At 68.8% G+C, this 18,580-nt stretch carries 15 protein-coding genes; 12 read left to right on the forward strand and 3 right to left on the reverse strand.

Translation table 11 applies throughout. The annotated features are described in order from the left end of the window. The first annotated feature begins 17 nt into the window (after positions 1-17). The 4 genes from tdh (at position 18) to WDU93_RS08120 (ending at position 3,262) form a co-directional block, all read left to right on the forward strand. Entirely contained in the window at positions 18-1,061 is a 1,044-nt protein-coding gene (tdh, locus tag WDU93_RS08105) for an L-threonine 3-dehydrogenase (protein ID WP_337319382.1), read from the forward strand. Beyond that, entirely contained in the window at positions 1,061-2,239 is a 1,179-nt protein-coding gene (locus WDU93_RS08110) for a glycine C-acetyltransferase (protein WP_337319383.1), read from the forward strand. The genes tdh and WDU93_RS08110 overlap by 1 nt, the downstream gene beginning before the upstream one ends. A gap of 192 nt (positions 2,240-2,431) precedes the next feature. Continuing rightward, positions 2,432-3,040, forward strand: coding sequence for an ArsR/SmtB family transcription factor (locus WDU93_RS08115; RefSeq protein WP_337319385.1), 609 nt, complete (start codon positions 2,432-2,434; stop codon positions 3,038-3,040). 3 nt (positions 3,041-3,043) lie between these two features. Further along, a complete protein-coding gene (locus tag WDU93_RS08120; RefSeq protein ID WP_337319387.1) occupies positions 3,044-3,262 on the forward strand; it encodes a hypothetical protein in 219 nt (72 codons plus the stop codon). Between the two features lie 175 nt (positions 3,263-3,437). On the opposite strand, the gene WDU93_RS08125 is transcribed toward WDU93_RS08120, so the two are convergent. Continuing rightward, positions 3,438-3,725 carry a hypothetical protein gene (locus WDU93_RS08125; protein ID WP_337319389.1) on the reverse strand — a complete coding sequence of 96 codons (288 nt, stop codon included), beginning with the start codon at positions 3,723-3,725 and terminating at the stop codon, positions 3,438-3,440. Continuing rightward, entirely contained in the window at positions 3,725-6,316 is a 2,592-nt protein-coding gene (gene valS / locus WDU93_RS08130) for a valine--tRNA ligase (RefSeq protein ID WP_337319390.1), read from the reverse strand. The genes WDU93_RS08125 and valS overlap by 1 nt, the downstream gene beginning before the upstream one ends. 162 nt (positions 6,317-6,478) lie before the next feature. Here valS and WDU93_RS08135 point away from each other — a divergent pair, with 162 nt between their 5' ends. The 4 genes from WDU93_RS08135 to WDU93_RS08150 are packed head-to-tail and all read left to right on the forward strand — an operon-like array spanning position 6,479 to position 11,383. Next, positions 6,479-8,110: an ABC transporter substrate-binding protein gene (locus WDU93_RS08135; protein ID WP_337319392.1), complete on the forward strand. Its 1,632-nt coding sequence runs from the start codon at positions 6,479-6,481 to the stop codon at positions 8,108-8,110. Further along, positions 8,107-9,057 carry an ABC transporter permease gene (locus tag WDU93_RS08140; RefSeq protein WP_337319394.1) on the forward strand — a complete coding sequence of 317 codons (951 nt, stop codon included), beginning with the start codon at positions 8,107-8,109 and terminating at the stop codon, positions 9,055-9,057. The genes WDU93_RS08135 and WDU93_RS08140 overlap by 4 nt, the downstream gene beginning before the upstream one ends. Further along, positions 9,054-9,896: an ABC transporter permease gene (locus tag WDU93_RS08145; protein ID WP_337319396.1), complete on the forward strand. Its 843-nt coding sequence runs from the start codon at positions 9,054-9,056 to the stop codon at positions 9,894-9,896. Before WDU93_RS08140 ends, WDU93_RS08145 begins: the two co-directional genes overlap by 4 nt. Next, the gene (locus tag WDU93_RS08150; RefSeq protein ID WP_337319398.1) at positions 9,893-11,383 is read left to right on the forward strand and encodes an ABC transporter ATP-binding protein; all 1,491 of its coding nucleotides are present in this window, start codon (positions 9,893-9,895) and stop codon (positions 11,381-11,383) included. Before WDU93_RS08145 ends, WDU93_RS08150 begins: the two co-directional genes overlap by 4 nt. Here the strand turns inward: WDU93_RS08150 and WDU93_RS08155 are convergent. Continuing rightward, entirely contained in the window at positions 11,373-12,023 is a 651-nt protein-coding gene (locus WDU93_RS08155; protein WP_337319400.1) for a pentapeptide repeat-containing protein, read from the reverse strand. The two genes, WDU93_RS08150 and WDU93_RS08155, sit on opposite strands and share 11 nt — an antisense overlap. A gap of 241 nt (positions 12,024-12,264) precedes the next feature. Here WDU93_RS08155 and WDU93_RS08160 point away from each other — a divergent pair, with 241 nt between their 5' ends. From WDU93_RS08160 to WDU93_RS08175, 4 genes are all read left to right on the forward strand, one after another. Beyond that, entirely contained in the window at positions 12,265-13,104 is an 840-nt protein-coding gene (locus tag WDU93_RS08160; RefSeq protein WP_337319402.1) for a DUF559 domain-containing protein, read from the forward strand. Between the two features lie 356 nt (positions 13,105-13,460). Then, the gene (ileS, locus tag WDU93_RS08165; RefSeq protein WP_337319404.1) at positions 13,461-16,835 is read left to right on the forward strand and encodes an isoleucine--tRNA ligase; all 3,375 of its coding nucleotides are present in this window, start codon (positions 13,461-13,463) and stop codon (positions 16,833-16,835) included. Next, positions 16,832-18,184: a bifunctional folylpolyglutamate synthase/dihydrofolate synthase gene (locus tag WDU93_RS08170; protein WP_337319406.1), complete on the forward strand. Its 1,353-nt coding sequence runs from the start codon at positions 16,832-16,834 to the stop codon at positions 18,182-18,184. The genes ileS and WDU93_RS08170 overlap by 4 nt, the downstream gene beginning before the upstream one ends. After that, positions 18,181-18,579 (forward strand): DUF4233 domain-containing protein, encoded by a 399-nt coding sequence (locus WDU93_RS08175; RefSeq protein WP_337319407.1) that lies wholly within the window; start codon positions 18,181-18,183, stop codon positions 18,577-18,579. The genes WDU93_RS08170 and WDU93_RS08175 overlap by 4 nt, the downstream gene beginning before the upstream one ends. Position 18,580: the final 1 nt, after the last annotated feature.

An 18,580-nucleotide genomic window follows, 5' to 3' on the forward strand; every position in this document is an offset into this window, starting at 1 on the left:
TGCGCTGGGATCGGAGTATGAAGGCACTGTTCAAGGGAGCACGCGCTGCCGGTCTCGAGCTCGTGGAGCGGCCGGATCCCGTCGCCGGCGCGGACGAGGTGATCATCAAGGTGCTGCGCACGGGTATCTGCGGCACCGATCTGCACATCCGCAAGTGGGACGACTGGGCGGCCTCCGCCGTCTCCGCGCCGCTCATCCCCGGGCACGAGTTCTATGGCGAGGTCGTCGAGGTCGGCCCGCTGGTGCACGACATCGCCGTCGGCGACCGCGTCTCGGGCGAAGGGCACATCGTGTGCGGCACCTGCCGCAACTGCCGGGCCGGGCGCCGGCAGATGTGCATCCGCACCGTCGGGCTCGGAGTGCAGCGCGACGGCGCCTTCGCCGAGTACCTGTCACTGCCCGCGACCAACGTGTGGGTGCACCATGCCGATGTGACACCGGAGCTGGGAGCCATCTTCGACCCGCTCGGCAACGCCGTGCACACGGCGCTGATGTTCCCCCTCGTCGGCGAGGACGTTCTCGTGACCGGCTGCGGGCCGATCGGGCTCATGGCTATCGCGGTCGCCCGGCACGCCGGCGCGCGCTTCATCACCGCGACCGACGTCAGCGCCCCGCGACTGGAGATGGCGCGCAGCATGGGCGCGGATCAGGTGGTCGATGTCTCGCAGCACGACATCCGTGAGGCTCAGGCGGCGCTCGGGATGCGCGAGGGCTTTGACATCGGCTTCGAGATGAGCGGCGCACCCTCAGCGCTTCCCGCCATGATCGACAACATGAACCACGGCGGACGTATCGCCATGCTCGGCCTTCCCAGCAGCGGGTTCGAGATCGACTGGGGCAAGCTCGTCACGCATATGCTCACGATCAAGGGCGTGTATGGCCGCGAGATGTTCGAGACGTGGAACGCCATGGGGGCGATGCTGCAGACGAGTCCCGTGCTGCGCGAGTCGATCACTCGCGTGATCGCCGACGTCATCCCCGCACGTGACTGGGAGCGCGGCTTCGCCGCCGCCGAATCCGCCGGAACCGGCAAGATCATCCTCGACTGGACGGAACTGTGATGTACACCAGCTTTCAGCAGCACCTCGCGGCAGAACTCGCCGGAATCGAAGAAGCGGGCCTGACCAAGCACGAGCGGGGCATCCGGGGGCCGCAGAACGCCGAGATCGTCGCCGACGGTGTGGAAGTGCTGAACTTCTGCGCCAACAACTATCTCGGCCTCGCCGATGACGAGCGCATTCTTGCGGCAGCGACCGATGCGCTCCAGGAGTGGGGGTACGGCCTGGCCAGTGTGCGCTTCATCTGCGGCACCCAGGAGCAGCATCTCGAACTCGAACGCCGTCTCGCCGCCTTTCTCGGCACCGACGACGCGATCCTCTACTCGTCGTGTTTCGACGCCAACGGGGGCGTGTTCGAGACCCTCTTCAGCGCCGAGGACGCGATCATCTCGGACGAGCTGAATCATGCGTCGATCATCGACGGCATCCGCCTGTCGAAGGCGCGCCGGTTCCGCTACCGCAACCGCGACATGGCCGATCTGGAAGAACAGCTGCAGGCGGCATCCGACGCGCGGTTCCGCGTGATCGTCACCGACGGCGTGTTCTCGATGGATGGCTACATCGCGCCGCTGCAGGAGATCTGCGACCTCGCCGAGCGCTATGACGCCTTGGTGTTCGTCGATGACTCCCATGCCGTTGGCTTCGTGGGTGAGAACGGTCGTGGCACACCCGAGCTGTGCGGCGTGCAGGATCGCGTCGACATCTACACCGGCACCTTCGGCAAGGCCCTCGGTGGTGCCTCCGGTGGGTACGTCGCCGCACACCAGGACATCGTCGCGCTCTTGCGCCAGCGCTCGCGGCCGTACCTGTTCTCCAACACGCTCGCTCCCTCGATCGTCGCCGGCACGCTGACCGCGCTCGATCTCGTCGAGGGTTCGGCGGCGCTGCGGGCGCAGCTGCGCGAGAACGCCGAGCTGCTCCGCCGGCGCATGACCGAGGAGGGCTTCGAGCTGCTGCCGGGGGAGCACCCGATCGTCCCTGTGATGTTCGGTGACGCGGCGCTGACGGCGCGGATCGCGGCGGAGATGCAGAAGCAGGGCGTGTACGTCACGGCGTTCAGCTTCCCCGTGGTGCCGCGCGGTCTGGCCCGCATTCGTGTGCAGCTCTCGGCCGCGCACACGCCCGAGCAGGTGGAGCGCTGCGTGTCGGCATTCGTCGCCGCTCGCGCCGCCGTCGCCTGACGCCCGCTTGCGCCCTCAATCCTGACGCCGGCCGCCAGGCGCCGAGACCCCGCTTTCTCGTCGACACCCCGTGCTGTGGACGCCCATAGCACGGGGTGTGGGCGAAAGCCCGGGGTGTCGGCGAAAAGAAGCCGCGGGACGGATGCAAAGAAATGCTTGCAAAGAAGTATTTGCAAGAGTATCTTTGCATCCATGACGAACAACGAGCAGGGGCGCACCATCGAGGCAGGGGCACTGAAGGCGTTGGCCCACCCGCTGCGAGTGCGCATCTATGACCTCCTCAGTGAAAGGGGGCCGCAGACGGCCAGCAGTCTGGCCGCGCTGATCGGTGAGACCTCCGGCGCGACGAGCTATCACCTGCGCGCCCTCGCCGCACATGACCTCATCCGTGAGGTTCCCGGTCGCGGCACGGCGCGCGAACGCTGGTGGGAGCGCCCCAAGGGTCGGGTGACCCTGCCGGGGCCAGATGACACGATGTCGCCGTCCAACCGCGCCGCGGCGCAGATCGTCACCGCTGAGTTCTTCCGTCTGCGTCATCAGACGCTGATGGAGTACATCAACCGTCCCGCGGCTGAGCAGCCAGAGGAATGGCGCGACGCAGGACTGGTGATGACGACGATGCTTGACCTCACGCCCGCGCAGATGGCCGAGGTGAGGGAGGAGCTCACGGGCATCATCGATGCCGCCGTCGAGCGCTACCGGGGCCAGGAGGGAGCGCCGGGAACTCGGCGCGTGTCACTCCGGGCCGAGATCTTCGACCTACCCACGGCGACCGGCCGAGGGTCTATCCAGAAGGGCTGAGTCATGACCGCTGCAACACTGCACCTCGTCTCGCCCACGCGTGGTGAGCGCCGTGCGCTGCGCATCGCCGCATGGCTGACCGCGCATGCCGAGAAGCGCATCACCGCCCGCGCCGAGCGGCGTGAGCTCGCGCTCGACCTGCTGCGCGAGCAGCAGACCCGCCGCCAGGATCCCCGCGCCGTGGACCTCGCTCTCGCGCACCTGGGCCTACCCCTGCGCTGACCCCTCCCGCCCGTCCGCCGACCCCATCCCGCACCTCCGCCGACCCCATCCCGCACCTCCGCCGAGACCCCCAGTACGCGCCGAGACCCCTGGCTATGGGCGACCACAGCCAGGGGTCTCGGCGATAAGACGGGGTCTCGGCGAAGGGAGGAGCGAGAGGGGAAACGAAGGGAGGTCAGTCTTCGAAGGGGCGGGCGATGACCTCGCCGGATGCCGTCTGCACGACTTCCCAGCCCGCGTCGAGCTCGGCGATCGCGCGGCCCTCGAGCCAGGTGAGGGTCCAGTAGCCCTTCGACGGGCTCAGGGACCCAGACGACGGGCTCAGGGACCCAGGCGACGGGCTCGCGGGCCCATCGGGCGACGCGGCGAGCTTCGCCTCGACGTCGGCGATCGCCGGGCGCAGGTCGGCGGGTACGGATGCCGGTGGCACCGTCCCGGCCGCCCAGCGCGTGCCCAGCTGCATCACGCCTCCACCGGCGCGAGCTCGATCTCGGTGACCGCGAACTCCTCAGCATCCGCGAAGCCGAGCTCGTCGATCCGGCCCACCGCGCGCAGGTCGTCGGCGGCCGCGCGCAGCGCATCCAGCTTCGCAGCCGGCGCCGCGATCACGGCACGCGCGACCGGCGTCTTCTGCGAGGCCTTGGCCTCGGTCTTGGCGCGGCGGATGCCGATCAATGCCTCGCTGGCGGCGGCGAGGATCGCCGTGTCACCCTCGATGCCCAGCGGCTCCGGCCACGAAGCTGTGTGCACCGAACCCTCCTCGAACCACGACCAGACTTCCTCGGTCGCGAACGAGATGATCGGTGCCAGCAGGCGCAGCAGCGTCGACAGGGCCAGACGCAGCGCGAGAGCAGCGGATGCCTGTCCCACATCGTTCTGGTTGTAGGCGCGCTCCTTGACCAGCTCGAGGTAGTCGTCGCAGAACGTCCAGAAGAACGCCTCGGTGAGCTCGAGCGCACGCGCCTGGTCGTAGTTCTCGTACGCCTTGGTGGCCTCGCGCACGACGCCGTCGAGGGCCGTGAGCATCGACGCGTCCAGCGCGTGCGTCACCTGCGCGCCCTCGGGCACGGGGAACGAGAGCACGAACTTCGCGGCGTTGAGGACCTTGATCGCCAGACGACGACCAATCTTCACCTGGGTCGGGTTCTGCGGGTCGAACGCCGCATCCATGCCCAGGCGGCTGGACGCCGACCAGTACCGCACCGCATCCGAGCCGTGCTTGTCGAGGATGTCGGCAGGCGTGACGACGTTGCCCTTCGACTTCGACATCTTCTTGCGGTCGGGGTCGACGATGAATCCCGAGATCGCGGCGTTGCGCCACGCCGGACGGTGATCCTCGAGGGTGGAGCGCAGCATCGTCGAGAACAACCAGGTGCGGATGATGTCCTGGCCCTGCGGGCGCAGGTCGAACGGGGCGACGAGGTTCCACAGGGTCTCATCACGCTGCCAACCGCCGGCCAGCTGCGGGGTGAGCGACGAGGTCGCCCAGGTGTCGAAGATGTCCTGCTCGCCCTCGAAACCGCCGGCCACACCGCGCTGGTCCTCGGTGTACCCGGGGGGAACGTCGGTAGTGGGGTCGACAGGCAGGCTGGCGGCCTCGGGAACGATCACGCGGTCGTAGTCACGCTCACCGTTCTCATCGAGCGCATACCAGACCGGGATCGGCACACCGAAGAAGCGCTGGCGCGACACCAGCCAGTCACCGGTGAGGCCGCCCACCCAGTTCTCGTAGCGCACGCGCATGAACTCGGGATGCCAGGACAGCTCCTGTCCGTTGGCGATGAGCTGCTCGCGCAGTTCGGCGTCGCGCGCGCCGTTGCGGATGTACCACTGACGCGTCGAGACGATCTCGAGCGGACGGTCACCCTTCTCGAAGAACTTCACGGCGTGGTTGAACGGCTTGCCGACGGCGGTCATGTCGCCGGTCTCCTGCAGCTTCTCGACGATGGCCTTGCGTGCCGAGAACACGGTCTTCCGCGCCACCTCGCTCGCGTACCAGTCGCGCGCCTCCGCGTCGGCGATGATCGACGGCGCCTCGGGCAGGAAGCGGCCATCGAGTCCGATCGTGGTCATGTTCGGCAGGTCGCAACCCTCGGTGGTGCGCAGCTCGCGCCACCAGATGATGTCGGTCACGTCACCGAAGGTGCAGACCATCGCCGCACCCGTTCCCTTGTCGGGCTGGGCGAGGTGGTGTCCGTGGATCTCGACCTCGGCGCCGAAGAACGGCGTACGCACCTTGGTGCCGATGAGGTGCTTGTGCGGCCCCTCCGGGTGCGTCACGATCGCGACGCACGCGGGCAGCAGCTCGGGGCGGGTCGTCTCGATGGTGATGGCACCCGAGCCGTCCGCGAACGGGAAGTCGATGGTGTGGTACGAGGCCTGCTGGTCGCGGTCCTCGAGCTCTGCCTGCGCGATCGCCGACCGGAAGTCGATGTCCCACAGCGTGGGCGCGAGCGACTGGTACGCCTCGCCGCGCTCGAGGTTGCGCAGGAACGCGAGCTGGCTCTGGCGGATCGTGTCGTTCGAGATGGTGCGGTACGTCTGCGTCCAGTCGACGCTGAGGCCGAGCTGGCGGAACAGCGCTTCGAAGTGCTTCTCGTCCTCTTCGGTCAGGCGCTCGCACAGCTCGATGAAGTTGCGGCGGCTGATCGGCAGCTGGTCGGCGGCGCGACTGGACTTGTTGTCGCCGCCCTCGAACGGCGGCGTGAAGTCGGGATCGTAGGGGAGCGAGGGGTCGCAGCGCACGCCGTAGTAGTTCTGCACACGACGTTCGGTGGGCAGACCGTTGTCGTCCCAACCCATCGGGTAGAACACCTTCTTGCCGCGCATGCGCTCGAAGCGGGCCTTGATGTCGGTGTGCGTGTAGGAGAACACGTGGCCGATGTGGAGGCTGCCGGATGCCGTCGGCGGCGGGGTGTCGATCGAGTAGACGCTGTCGCGACCGGATGCCTCGGCGGCGGTGCGGTCGAAGCGGAAGGTGCCCTGCTCGGACCACGCGTCACCCCACTTCGCTTCGAGACCTTCGAGGGCGGGCTTGTCGGGGATCGCGGACATGAAGGTCTCCTTGAGCGATGTGTGCGGCACTGTGTGAGCGTGCCTGAGTGTGGGGTGTGCGGCCAGTTTAGCCGCACGACGGCGGGCGTCGGCTATCTCGATCCCGTCCAAGAATCCCGAGTAGACTGAGGGCATCCCGATTCTTCCTTCTTGAGGACTGCCATGCCCGCATCCGCTGTGCGCCGTATTCTTCCCCTCGCCGCGTTCCTCGCGGCATCCGCTCTCGTCCTCACCGCGTGCGCCACCGGGGCCACCGATGCGGCATCCGACGCCGACCCGTCCGGTGAGGTCGTCTGGGCTATCGAGGGTGCCAACCTCTCTGCCGGCCACATGGACCCGCAGATCAGCCAGCTCGACGTGTCGGGCATGGTGCAGCGCCAGGTGCTGGACTCGCTCGTGTTCCAGGAGACCGACGGCTCGTTCTCCCCATGGCTGGCCAAGAGCTGGGAGGTGTCCGAAGACGGCACCACCTACACGTTCCAGTTGCGTGACGACGTGACCTTCCACGACGGCGAGCCCTTCGACGCCGCAGCGGTGAAGGCGAACTTCGACCGCATCATCGACCCCGACACGGTCTCGGCTCAGGCCGCGAGCATGCTCGGCGGCGAACTGTATGCAGGCACCGACGTGCTCGGCGACTACGAGGTCGCCGTCCGCTTCACCCAGCCCTACGCGCCGTTCCTGCAGGCGGCGAGCACCGCCCAGCTCGGCTTCTGGTCGCCCAAGGTGCTTGCCGAGGCAGGCGACGAGCTCAAGGCCGGCGGCCCCGACGTCAACGTCGGCACCGGACCGTTCGTGCTCACCGAATACACCCCCGACCAGGAGCTGGTGTACACCCGCAACGACGACTACGCCTGGGGCCCCCACGGCGAGAAGGCGCCTGGGTTCGAGACCCTGCGTGTCGAGATCCTGCCGGAGGCATCCGTTCGCACCGGCGTCGTCGCGAGCGGCGAGGCAGACCTCGCCAGCAACATCCCGCCGAGCCAGGTGGGCCAGCTGCCGGAGGGCGTCGAGGTCGACTCGATCGAGTACCCCGGGCTGCCGTACTCGCTCTTCCTCAACGAGGCACACGGCGTCTTCGCTGACGAGAAGGTGCGTCAGGCATTCGCTCGTGCGATCGACGTGGATGCCGCGGTCGAGGAGATCTACTTCGACCAGTTCCCGCGCGCCTGGAGCGTGCTGTCGGCCTCCACGCCGGGTTACGACGCCGAGGTGGAGGGCACCTGGGCCTTCGACCAGGATGCGGCGAACGCGCTGCTCGACGAAGCCGGGTGGACCGAGCGCGGTGAGGACGGCATCCGCATGAAGGATGGCGAGCGCCTGACCGCGAACTGGATCGCCTGGACGCCCGTGCCCGACGACCGCACCGCTCTGGCCAACGCGATCCAGTCGGATCTCGCCGAGGTCGGCTTCGAGGTCACCCGCGACGTGCTCGAGCCCGCCGCGTACAACGAGCAGTACGGCCCGAAGACCTTCGACATCACCGACTGGGGCTTCTCGGGCGTCGACCCCGACCTCCTGCGCAGCCACCTGCACAGCGAAGGCTTCCAGAACGCCTCGCAGGTGAAGGATGCCGAGATCGATGCGCTGCTCACCGAGGGCCTGACCGCTCAGGACCAGGCCGACCGCGATGCCGTGTACAAGCAGATCCAGGAGTGGAACGCGACCTACACCGCGATCGTGCCGCTGTACACGCCGTCACTGATCACGGCCGTCAACGACACCGTCTCCGGACTGGCGTTCGACCTGTACGGTCGCCCACTCTTCTACGACGTCACCGTCGCCGCACGGTGATCCGCCGGATCGTCGGGCTCGTCGCCTCTGCGGTCTTCGTACTGTGGGGAGCGGCGACGCTCGCGTTCCTGGCGTTCCGGGTGATCCCCGGCGATCCGGTCGATGTGATGCTCGGGCCGCTCGCTCAGGTCTCCGAGGCGACGAAGGACGGCATCCGGGAGGAGCTGGGCCTGACCAGGCCGCCGCTGGAGCAGTACCTCGACTACCTGGGCGGTCTGCTGCGCGGTGATCTGGGGGAGTCCTACCAGTTGCGGATGCCGGTGGCCGAGGTGATCGGCAGACAGCTCGGTCCGACGGTGCAGCTGACGCTGCTCGCGCTGCTGATCGGGGTCGTGCTCGCCCTGGCTGTCGCGCTGCTGGCGCGTCGCGGGGCGCCGCGGGTGATCGCGAATGTCACCGAACTTGTCGTGCTCTCGTCTCCGGTGTTCTGGATCGGGCTCGTGCTGCTGGCGGTGTTCGCGTTCGGGCTGGGCTGGTTTCCGGTGGCGGGCACGCGGAACCCGGCGACGATCGTGCTGCCGGCGATCACCCTCGCCCTGCCGGTGGCCGCGCTCATAGGGCAGGTGCTGCGTGACGGGATCGATCAGGCCGAACGTCAGCCCTTCGCCGAGACGGTACGGGCGCGTGGTGCGGGAGAGGTGCGCCTCACCTTCGTGCACACGCTGCGGCACGCGTCTGCTGGGGCACTGACGCTCACCGCATACCTGGTGGGCTCGCTGCTCGGCGGGGCGGTGCTCGTCGAGACAGTGTTCGCCCGACCGGGCCTGGGGCGGGTGACGCTGACAGCGATCCTCGACCGTGACCTGCCGGTGGTGACCGGGGTGATCATGCTCAGTGCTCTCGTGTTCGTCGTCATCAACACGATCGTCGAGCTCACGCATCCGCTTCTGGACCCGCGCTTGCGCAACACACGCCGGCTGATCCCGGCACGGGAGGCGATCGGATGACCGTGGTGGAGGCGATGCGCCGGCGCCGGGTGCGGCCGCGCGATGTCGCGTTCTGGGTCGCGGTGGGCTTCCTCGGCGTCGTGGCGCTGGTGGCACTGTTCCCCGGTCTGTTCGCCACACACGATCCGCTGCAGACCGATGTGCGGGCAGCGCTGCTGCCGCCGAGCGCCGAGCACCTGTTCGGCACCGACCAGAGCGGGCGGGACGTGTACTCGCGGGTCATCTACGGCGCCGGCCCATCGGTCGGGATCGGACTGCTGGCGACGTCACTCGCACTGATCGTCGGCCTCGTGCTCGGTGCGCTCGCCGGCGTCGCCCCGCGGGTCATCGACACGATCGCGATGCGCATCACCGACATCGTGCTCGCCTTCCCCGAGTTCCTCATCGCCCTGATCGTCGTTGCGCTGCTCGGGCCGGGGCACCTCAACGTCGCGATCGCCGTCACGATCGCGGCGGTACCGGTCTACATCCGCCTGGCACGGACGAACACCCGCACGTTGCGTCTTGCCGAGCACGTCGAGGCCGCGCGCATCCTCGGGGTCGGCCCGGTGCGCGCCTTCGTGCGGCATGTGGCCCCAGGGGTGCTCGGCTCGCTGAGCGTGCTGGCAACGATCGGGATCGGCTCGAGCATCCTCGCCGCTGCCGGGCTGAGCTTTCTCGGTCTCGGTCCCACCGAGCCCACAGCCGAATGGGGCCTGATGCTCTCGGGCGGGCGCAACGTGATCGGCAGCGCCTGGTGGGTGGCCGTCTTTCCCGGACTCGCGATCTCACTGACCGTGATCGCCGCGACCGTGGTCGGACGAACGCTCCGGGCCCGGGCCGACGGGGTGCAGGCATGAGCGCGCTCGAGGTGAGCGGCCTTCGGATCGCCTTCGACGCCGCACCTGTCGTGGATGACGTGTCGTTCCGGGTGCAGCCGGGGGAGTGTGTGGCCATCGTGGGTGAATCCGGCGCCGGCAAGACGCTCACCGCCCGCGCTCTGCTGGGGCTCACACCTCACGGAGCCACCGTCGAGGTGGACGAGCTCACGATTGCGGGGGTGGATGCCACTCGACTCGCCGAGCCGGGTTGGCGTGCGCTCCGCGGTCGTCGCATTGCGCTCGTCGCCCAGGATGCGCTCGCCGCACTCGACCCCTTGCGGCGGATCGGCGCAGAGGTCGAAGAGCCCCTCGTGATCCACGGTCTGGCCCGCGGCGAGCGCGAGGCCACCGCGCGTCGGCTGCTGGAGCAGGTCGCGATGCCGGATGCTGCGCGGCGTGCCCGCGCGTACCCGCATCAGCTCTCCGGCGGACTGCGCCAGCGCGCCCTGATCGCCTCTGCGCTCGCCGGTGATCCGGAGGTGCTCGTCGCCGATGAAGCCACGACCGCCTTGGATGCCACCGTCCAGGCGCGCGTGCTCGCGCTGCTGCGCGGGATCGCCGATGCCGGTACCGCGGTGGTGTTCATCAGTCACGACTTCGCCGCGGTCAGCCGCGTCGCCGATCGCGTGCTCGTCATGCGCGGCGGGCGCGTGGTGGAGGAGGGGCCTGTGGCGGAGGTGCTGGCTTCCCCGCGGGAGGAGTACACCCGCCGGCTCGTCGCGGCGACCGTGCACGAACCGCGGGCGGTCGCGGCGGCTGGCGAGATGCTGCTTGACGCGGATGCCGTGTCGAAGACGTTCGAGCGTCCCGCGGTGCGCGATGCGACCTTCCGCCTCGACGCCGGCCGCACGCTCGGCATCGTCGGCGAATCCGGCTCCGGCAAGACCACGCTCGCGCGGATGCTCGTGGGTGTCGAGCATCCGGACGCGGGGGAGCTGCGTTGGGCTTCGCCGCAACGGGTGCAGCTCGTGCACCAGAACCCCCTCGGTGCGTTCGACCCGCGCTGGCGGATCGAGCGGTCCCTGCGGGAGGCGCTCGAGGCAGCCGGGGTGCCGCGTGGTGTGCGTGCCGAGCGGGTGACCGAACTGATGCGTGAGGTGGGGCTTGACCCGGCGCTCGGACGACGGCGGCCAGCGCAGCTCAGCGGTGGGCAACGGCAGCGGGCAGCGATCGCCCGCGCGCTCGCCGCCGATCCCCAGGTGCTTGTGCTCGACGAGCCGGTGTCGGCACTCGATCCGACGGTGCGGGAGCGGGTGTTGGAGCTGCTGGTTCGGCTGCAGCGTGAGCGTTCGCTGACGATGGTGTTCGTCTCCCACGATCTCGAGGTGATCGCGGCGGTGAGCGATGACGTGCTGGTGATGCAGGATGGCGAGATCGTCGAGCAGGGGCCGGTCGTGCGGGTGTTCGCGGACCCGCAGCATCCGTTCACTCAGGAGCTGCTGGCGGCCGGACGCGTTAGTCGATGACGCGGATGCCGGCTGCGGCGGCGAGCGCGGGTGCCAGCAGCTGCACCTGGCGGGAGTCGAGGGTCGCGCCCTTGAGGGCAGTGACGTCGAGGTAGGACAGCGCATCGAGCCCGCGCAGATCGAGGTCCGTGGCGCGCATGCCGCGCGGATCGACCTCGTCGGCGCCGGTGTTCTCGAATGTGACGCGGGAGAGCACGGCTTGGGGCATGTCGAGCGTGGTGATCGTGCATCCGCTCACCCGCATGTGGTCGACGCGCGCCCCGGCGAGGGTGAGGTAGTCGATGCGCACGTCGCGGATCTCGACCTCGGTGAGCCGGGCGTCCGTGAGATCCAGGGTGCCGATCCGGCCCCCGGCGATAAGGATCCGCCGGCCGTTGAGTGCCCTGGACTGCAGGTCGGCGATGCGGATGCCGGAGAATTCGACGTCGTAGACCGTCGCCCCGCGCAGGTCGAGGCGGGTGGCCTGCCCCTCGATCACGCCCTGCTCGATCGTGGAGTGGGCGAGGTCGGTGGCGTCTTGCAGAGCGATGCGCGCAGCCGTGAGGTCCGCGCGCGCCGAGGGCTCCGCGTCGCTCAACTGGTCAGGCAGGTCGGGGGCCGAGATGACGGGAGCCTTGGGAGCGGTGATGCGGGATGCCATGCCCTCGACCCTACGGCCCGGCTCCCACGCTGAGGTGCTCGCCGGCTGACGCCTGCCGCGGGATTGTGCGCTTCACGCGGAGCGAATCCCGCAAGTGATCCGCGCGAAGCGTACAAGGCCGCGCGGAGGGCACGGGCGTTCGCAGCGCTATTGCTCTCCACACCCTGGCTGGCGGCGGAGACTGTCCCCAGACGCGGCAAAAGCAGGTCCGGTGACGCGGGAGCAGGGGCAGGATGCTGGGATGCCAGCGGACAGTGACATCACCAGCTTCGTCGAATCGCGCGGGGGAGTCGTGCGGTCAGCCCGGCTGACTGACGCGGGGATCGGGCGCCGCGCCGTCGAGGCCGCGGTGCGGGCCGGGCTGCTCCTCCGGCCACGGCGAGGGTGGGTCGCACTGCCGGGTGCGCGTCCGCTGCTCGTCTCAGCCGCCCGCTTCGGCGTCGTGATCACCTGCCGCACGCAGGCCAGAGTGCTAGGACTGTGGGTGCACGACCCCGAGGGACTCCCGCACGTCGCGGTCTCCGAGAACAGGACCGGCCACGTCGGCGCGAAGGCACGGATCCACTGGGGGCGTCCGCTGATTCCACGGCATCCGGACATCCTCGAGGATCCGATCGAGAACGTGTTGGCGAACATCGCCGAATGCGAGCCGTTTGAGTACGCGCTCGCCACCTGGGAGTCCGCGCTCAACAAGGGCTTGGTGGATCTGGCATCACTTGCTCGCCTCCCGTTGCGCAGCGCGGCCCGACGACTGCTCGACGAGGCCACGCCGTTCGCGGACGCGGGCTTGGAGACCTACCTCAGACCCCGACTGAGATGGCTTCGCATCCCGCTGTGGATTCAGACGTGGATCCACGGGCACCGGGTGGATGCCCTGCTCGGTGAGCGACTCGTCCTTCAGATCGACGGCAAGCACCACGTCGGCGCCCAGCGCTCGGAGGACATCCGGCATGACGCGGAGCTGCTGGCGCTCGGCTATCACGTGATCCGGATCTCTTATCAGCAGATGATGTTCGAGTGGCCGGCTGTGCAAGACCGGATCATGCGGGCGATCGCGCAGGGACTTCATCGCGCAGCCTGAGCTCCCGCGCTCATCCGCCGCGGGGATGTGCGCTTCGCGCGGAGAGAATCCCGCGATCCGGCCGCGGGAAGCGCACAAGCCCGCGCGACGCGCTCGCCGCGGAGCGGAGGCGGATGCCGGTCGGGTCGGCCTCGGCGTAGAATGGTGGCAACAGCATCGATCCGGCCATCACCGGGGAGCTCTCGGAAGAACGCGTCGACCCCGTTACGGGGCGCAGCAAGTAGAACCGAGCGGGGCAGGCCCGTCATCGCCGCAGTGAGAGTGGCATCGCCGGAGGGCGACGCACGCGAGGTGGTACCGCGGTCCGTGAGGGTCGTCCTCGCAGCAGCATCCGCCCACGATCACTGCGAGAGACGATGACCTACCCCCGCACCTCCGCCGCCTCGGCGTTCGGCCCCGCCGCCGATGCCGTCACCCCGAGCCCGCGTTTCCCCGAGATCGAGCGCGAGGTGCTCGAGTTCTGGAAGGCTGACGACACCTTCCGCGCGTCCATCGCGCAGCGCGACGGCGACGATGAATGGGTGTTCTACGACGGCCCGCCGTTCGCCAATGGCCTGCCGCACTACGGCCACCTCCTCACCGGCTACGCCAAGGATGTGTTCCCGCGTTTCCAGACCATGATCGGCAAGAAGGTCGACCGCGTGTTCGGGTGGGACACGCACGGCCTGCCCGCCGAGCTCGAGGCGATGAAGCAGCTGGGCATCACCGAGAAGAGCGAGATCGAGGCCATGGGCATCGACGTCTTCAACGCGAAGGCACGCTCATCGGTGCTCGCCTACACGCGCGAGTGGGAGGACTACGTCACCCGCCAGGCCCGCTGGGTCGACTTCGAGCGCGGCTACAAGACGCTCGACCTCGGCTACATGGAGAGTGTGCTGTGGGCCTTCAAGACGCTCTATGACAAGGGCCTCGCTTACGAGGGATACCGCGTGCTGCCGTACTGCTGGCGCGATGAGACGCCGCTCTCAGCGCACGAGCTGCGCATGGACGACGACGTCTACCAGGACCGGCAGGACCCGTCGGTCACTGTCACCTTCCCGCTGACCGGTGCGAAGGCCGAGGCGCTCGGGCTCACCGGCGTGCGCGCCCTCGCCTGGACGACCACCCCGTGGACCCTGCCGACGAACATGGCGCTCGCCGTGGGGCCGGAGATCGAGTACGTCGTGCTGCCCGCCGGTCCCCAGGGAGCGGCCGACGTCCTCCCGGGTGATGACATCGCCGAGAGCGCCGCCCACCGCTACCTGATGGCGGCCGACCTGCTGCACAACTACGCCAAGGATCTCGGCTACGAGTCCGCAGACGATGCGCACGCCGCCGTCGAGATCCGCTACAGCGGGGCCGAGCTGGCCGACGTGACCTACGACCGGCTGTTCGACTACTACGCCGACGCCGAGACCTGGGGCACCGAGCACGCCTGGCGCATCCTCGTCGACGACTACGTCACCACCACCGACGGCACGGGCATCGTGCACCAGGCGCCCGCCTACGGTGAGGACGACCTGCGCGTGACGAGCGCCGCCGGCATCCCGACGATCCTCTCTCTCGACGAGGGCGGGCGCTTCCTGCCTCAGGTGACCGACGTCGCCGGCGAACTGTGGATGGAGGCCAACACGCCCCTCATCCGCCTGCTGCGCGCTGAGGGACGGATGCTGCGCGAGCAGAGCTACGTGCACTCCTACCCGCACTGCTGGCGCTGCCGGAACCCCCTGATCTACAAGGCGGTGTCGAGCTGGTTCATCCGCGTCACCGACATCAAGGACGACATGCTCGCCGGCAACGAGCAGATCACCTGGGTACCCGAGAACGTCAAGCACGGTCAGTTCGGCAAGTGGCTCGAGGGTGCGCGCGACTGGTCGATCAGCCGTAACCGCTACTGGGGCTCGCCCATCCCGATCTGGAAGAGCGATAACCCCGAGTACCCGCGTGTCGACGCGTACGGCTCGCTCGAGGAGCTCGAACGCGACTTCGGCGCGCTTCCGCGTAACCCCGAGGGCGAGGTCGACCTGCACCGGCCGTACATCGACGACCTGACCCGCCCCAACCCCGACGACCCCACCGGCACGAGCACGATGCGCCGCATCGAGGACGTCTTCGACGTGTGGTTCGACTCGGGGTCGATGCCTTATGCCCAGGTGCACTACCCGTTCGAGAACCAGGAGTGGTTCGACACGCACGCGCCAGCCGACTTCATCGTCGAGTACATCGGGCAGACCCGTGGCTGGTTCTACGTCATGCACGTGCTCTCGACCGCGCTGTTCGACCGTCCCGCCTTCACGGGCGTCAGCTGCCATGGCATCGTGCTGGGCAACGACGGCTACAAGATGTCGAAGTCGCTGCGCAACTACCCGGACGTCAGCGAGGTCTTCGACCGGGACGGCTCGGATGCCATGCGCTGGTTCCTCATGTCGAGCTCGGTGCTGCGCGGCGGCAACCTCTCGGTGACCGAGGAGGGCATCCGCGCCGGCGTGCGCGAGTTCATCCTGCCGCTGTGGAACTCGTGGTACTTCTTCGCCACGTACGCCAACGCTGCGGGCGGGTACGAGGCGACCTGGCGCACGGACTCCACCGATGTGCTCGACCGGTACATCCTCGCGCGCCTGGGCGACCTCGTGCGCGAGGTGCGCGCCGACCTGGAGGGGCTGGACTCGACCACGGCATCCGCGCGCCTGCGCGACTTCGTCGAGGTGCTCACGAACTGGTACATCCGCCGTTCGCGTGACCGGTTCTGGTCCGGCGACAACGCCGACGCCTTCGACACGCTGTACACGGTGCTCGAGACGCTCACCCGGGTCGCCGCGCCGCTGGTGCCGCTGGTGAGCGAGCGCATCTGGCAGGGACTCACGGGCGGGCGCAGCGTGCACCTGACCGACTGGCCCGACGCCGATCTGTTCCCGACGGCCGAGGATGTGCGGGGGGCGATGGATGCCGTCCGTGAGCTCTCCAGCGTCGGCAACGCGCTGCGCAAGAAGGAGAAGCTGCGGGTGCGCCTGCCGCTGGCACGCCTGACCGTGGTCACACCGCACGCCGCCGATCTCGCCCAGTTTGAGGACATCCTGCGCGAGGAGCTCAACGTCAAGGCCGTCGAGCTCGTCGCGCTCAGCGACACGACCGCCGCCGACTACGGCATCAGCCACCGTCTGAGCGTCAACGCGCGCGCCGCAGGTCCGCGCCTTGGCAAGCAGGTGCAGCAGGTCATCCGTGCAGCAAAGGATGGCTTCTGGACCGAGGAGAGCGGCGTCGTGACCGCCGACGGCATCGCCCTGGAGCCGGGGGAGTACGAGCTCGTGCTCGAGACGACCGGCCGTCCCGAGGGCGAGGCGCTGGCGATCGTGCCGACCGGCGGGTTCATGCTGCTCGACACCCGCATCACGCCCGAGTTGCGTGCCGAGGGACTCGCCCGTGACGTCATCCGTGCGGTGCAGGAGACCCGCAAGGCCGCGGACTTCGACGTGAGCGACCGGATCCGCCTCGAGCTGTGGTTCAGCTGCCCCGACGATCTGGGGGATGTGCGGTCGGCGTTCGATGTCGCGGGCGTCGCGGAGGAGACGCTAGCAGTGAGCTATTCGCTCGGGACGAAAGACGAGGTCCTGCTCGAACGCGGCGGTGGCAGCTGGGGCCGTCAGGAGGGCGGTTTCGAATACGAGACCGTGATCGAGGCGGGTACGTACGCCAACAACGGAAACATCCGCGTGAGCATTGCGCGAGAGGGATACCAGGAGGCACAGGCGTGAGTGACGTCGACCGCGCAGACGCCGTCTACGAGGCGCTGCTCAGCCGCGCCGGTGAGCGCTGGGTGCAGCCCCGCAAGGAGCGCACCGCGCGCATCCTCGCCCTGCTGGATGACCCGCAGGGCACCTACCGCGTCGTGCACATCACCGGCACCAACGGCAAGACCTCGACGGCACGCATGATCGAGAGCCTGCTGCGCGCGCACGGCCTGCGCACGGGCCTGTTCACCAGCCCGCATCTGGAGCGCTTCACCGAGCGCATCATGATCGACGGCGAGCCCATCTCGGATGCTGCCGTCGCCGACGCCTGGGACGAGATTGAGCCGTTCGTCGGCATTGTCGACGCCGAGTTGGAAGCGGCCGGCGATGCGCCACTGACGTTCTTCGAACTGCTCACGGTGCTGGCTTTCCTCGCGGCCGCCGACGCACCCGTCGATGTGCTCGTGCTTGAAGTGGGCATGGGCGGGTCGTGGGACTCGACGAACACCGCTGACGGCGACGTGGCCGTGTTCACGCCCATCGCGATGGATCACGCCGACCGCCTGGGAGACACGATCGAGAAGATCGCCGAGGTCAAGGCGGGCATCATCAAGGACGGTGCCGCCGTCGTCTCCGCCCAGCAGCCGGCCGAAGCCGCCGCCGTGCTCCGTCGGGTCGCTGCCGAGCACGACGCCACGATCGCCTTCGAGGGCGAGGAGTTCGGTCTGGTCGAGCAGAAGCTCGCCGTCGGCGGCCAGTTGCTCACGATCCGCGGACTCGCCAGGCAGTACGTCGACGAGTACCTGCCGCAGTACGGCGCGCACCAGGGGCACAACGCTGCCCTCGCTGTCGCCGCTGTGGAGGCCCTGATCGGTGGGGCCGCGCAGGCCATCGCCGCCGACATCCTCTCGGAAGGGCTGCAGAACGCCACCTCGCCCGGACGGCTCCAGCTGCTCGGCATCGCCCCGACTGTGGTGGTGGATGCCGCGCACAACCCGCACGGCGCCGCAGCGCTTGCCCAGTCACTCGACGACAGCTTCGACTTCGACGAGTGGGGCCTCGTGATCGGCATCCTCGCCGATAAGGATGCCGCAGGCATCGTCGACCGGTTGCTCCCGGCCGTCACCGAAGTCTTCGCCACTGCGCCGGACTCGGATCGCGCCAGCGATGCGGACGCCATCGCCGACCTCGTCGAAGAGCGAGGACGTCGCGCGAGTGTGCACCCGTCGCTGGCGGATGCCGCGGATGCCGCGCGCGAATGGGCTGCGCAGTCCGAGCGTCGCGCTGTGATCATCGCCGGCTCGGTCGTGCTGGCCGGTGAGGCGATCGTGCTCGCGGAGCAGGAGGACTGGAAGGCCGGGTGGCGGGCGTGACCGAGCGTGCAGCGCGCCGCGAGCGGACCCTTGCGCAGAAGCTCGGTGCCATCGTGCTCGGCTTCGAGTCGATCGTCGTCTTCCTCGCCGGGCTGACAGTGTTCGGCCTGCGGGCGCTCCCGGAGCAGATCCCGTCGTGGTGGGGGATCGTCGGTGGAGTGGTCGTCGCGATCGCCATGATCCTCACGGCCGGCGCCATCACCAGGCCCGGCGCGATCGGGGTCGGCTGGACATTGCAGCTGATCGTCGCACTCGCCGCATTCCTCGTGCCCGCCATCGCCCTGGTCGCCCTGATTTTCGGCGGCATGTGGGCATATGCGACCATCGGTGGGGCCCGCATCGACAGACAACGTCAGGGCGGGTCCACCGCCGACACTCACACAGAGAGCGAATGAG

The organism is Microbacterium istanbulense (assembly GCF_037204145.1).
In the GTDB taxonomy this organism is placed as follows: domain Bacteria; phylum Actinomycetota; class Actinomycetes; order Actinomycetales; family Microbacteriaceae; genus Microbacterium; species Microbacterium istanbulense.

Excerpts from the sequence above, each read along its gene's own strand:
- ileS (WP_337319404.1), top strand. The coding sequence starts at position 13,461 with ATGACCTACCCCCGCACCTCCGCCGCCTCGGCGTTCGGCCCCGCCGCC.
- WDU93_RS08120 (WP_337319387.1), top strand. The coding sequence starts at position 3,044 with ATGACCGCTGCAACACTGCACCTCGTCTCGCCCACGCGTGGTGAGCGC.
- WDU93_RS08155 (WP_337319400.1), bottom strand. The coding sequence starts at position 12,023 with ATGGCATCCCGCATCACCGCTCCCAAGGCTCCCGTCATCTCGGCCCCC.
- WDU93_RS08135 (WP_337319392.1), top strand. The coding sequence starts at position 6,479 with ATGCCCGCATCCGCTGTGCGCCGTATTCTTCCCCTCGCCGCGTTCCTC.
- WDU93_RS08125 (WP_337319389.1), bottom strand. The coding sequence starts at position 3,725 with ATGCAGCTGGGCACGCGCTGGGCGGCCGGGACGGTGCCACCGGCATCC.
- WDU93_RS08115 (WP_337319385.1), top strand. The coding sequence starts at position 2,432 with ATGACGAACAACGAGCAGGGGCGCACCATCGAGGCAGGGGCACTGAAG.
- WDU93_RS08145 (WP_337319396.1), top strand. The coding sequence starts at position 9,054 with ATGACCGTGGTGGAGGCGATGCGCCGGCGCCGGGTGCGGCCGCGCGAT.
- WDU93_RS08150 (WP_337319398.1), top strand. The coding sequence starts at position 9,893 with ATGAGCGCGCTCGAGGTGAGCGGCCTTCGGATCGCCTTCGACGCCGCA.
- valS (WP_337319390.1), bottom strand. The coding sequence starts at position 6,316 with ATGTCCGCGATCCCCGACAAGCCCGCCCTCGAAGGTCTCGAAGCGAAG.
- WDU93_RS08110 (WP_337319383.1), top strand. The coding sequence starts at position 1,061 with ATGTACACCAGCTTTCAGCAGCACCTCGCGGCAGAACTCGCCGGAATC.
- WDU93_RS08160 (WP_337319402.1), top strand. The coding sequence starts at position 12,265 with ATGCCAGCGGACAGTGACATCACCAGCTTCGTCGAATCGCGCGGGGGA.
- tdh (WP_337319382.1), top strand. The coding sequence starts at position 18 with ATGAAGGCACTGTTCAAGGGAGCACGCGCTGCCGGTCTCGAGCTCGTG.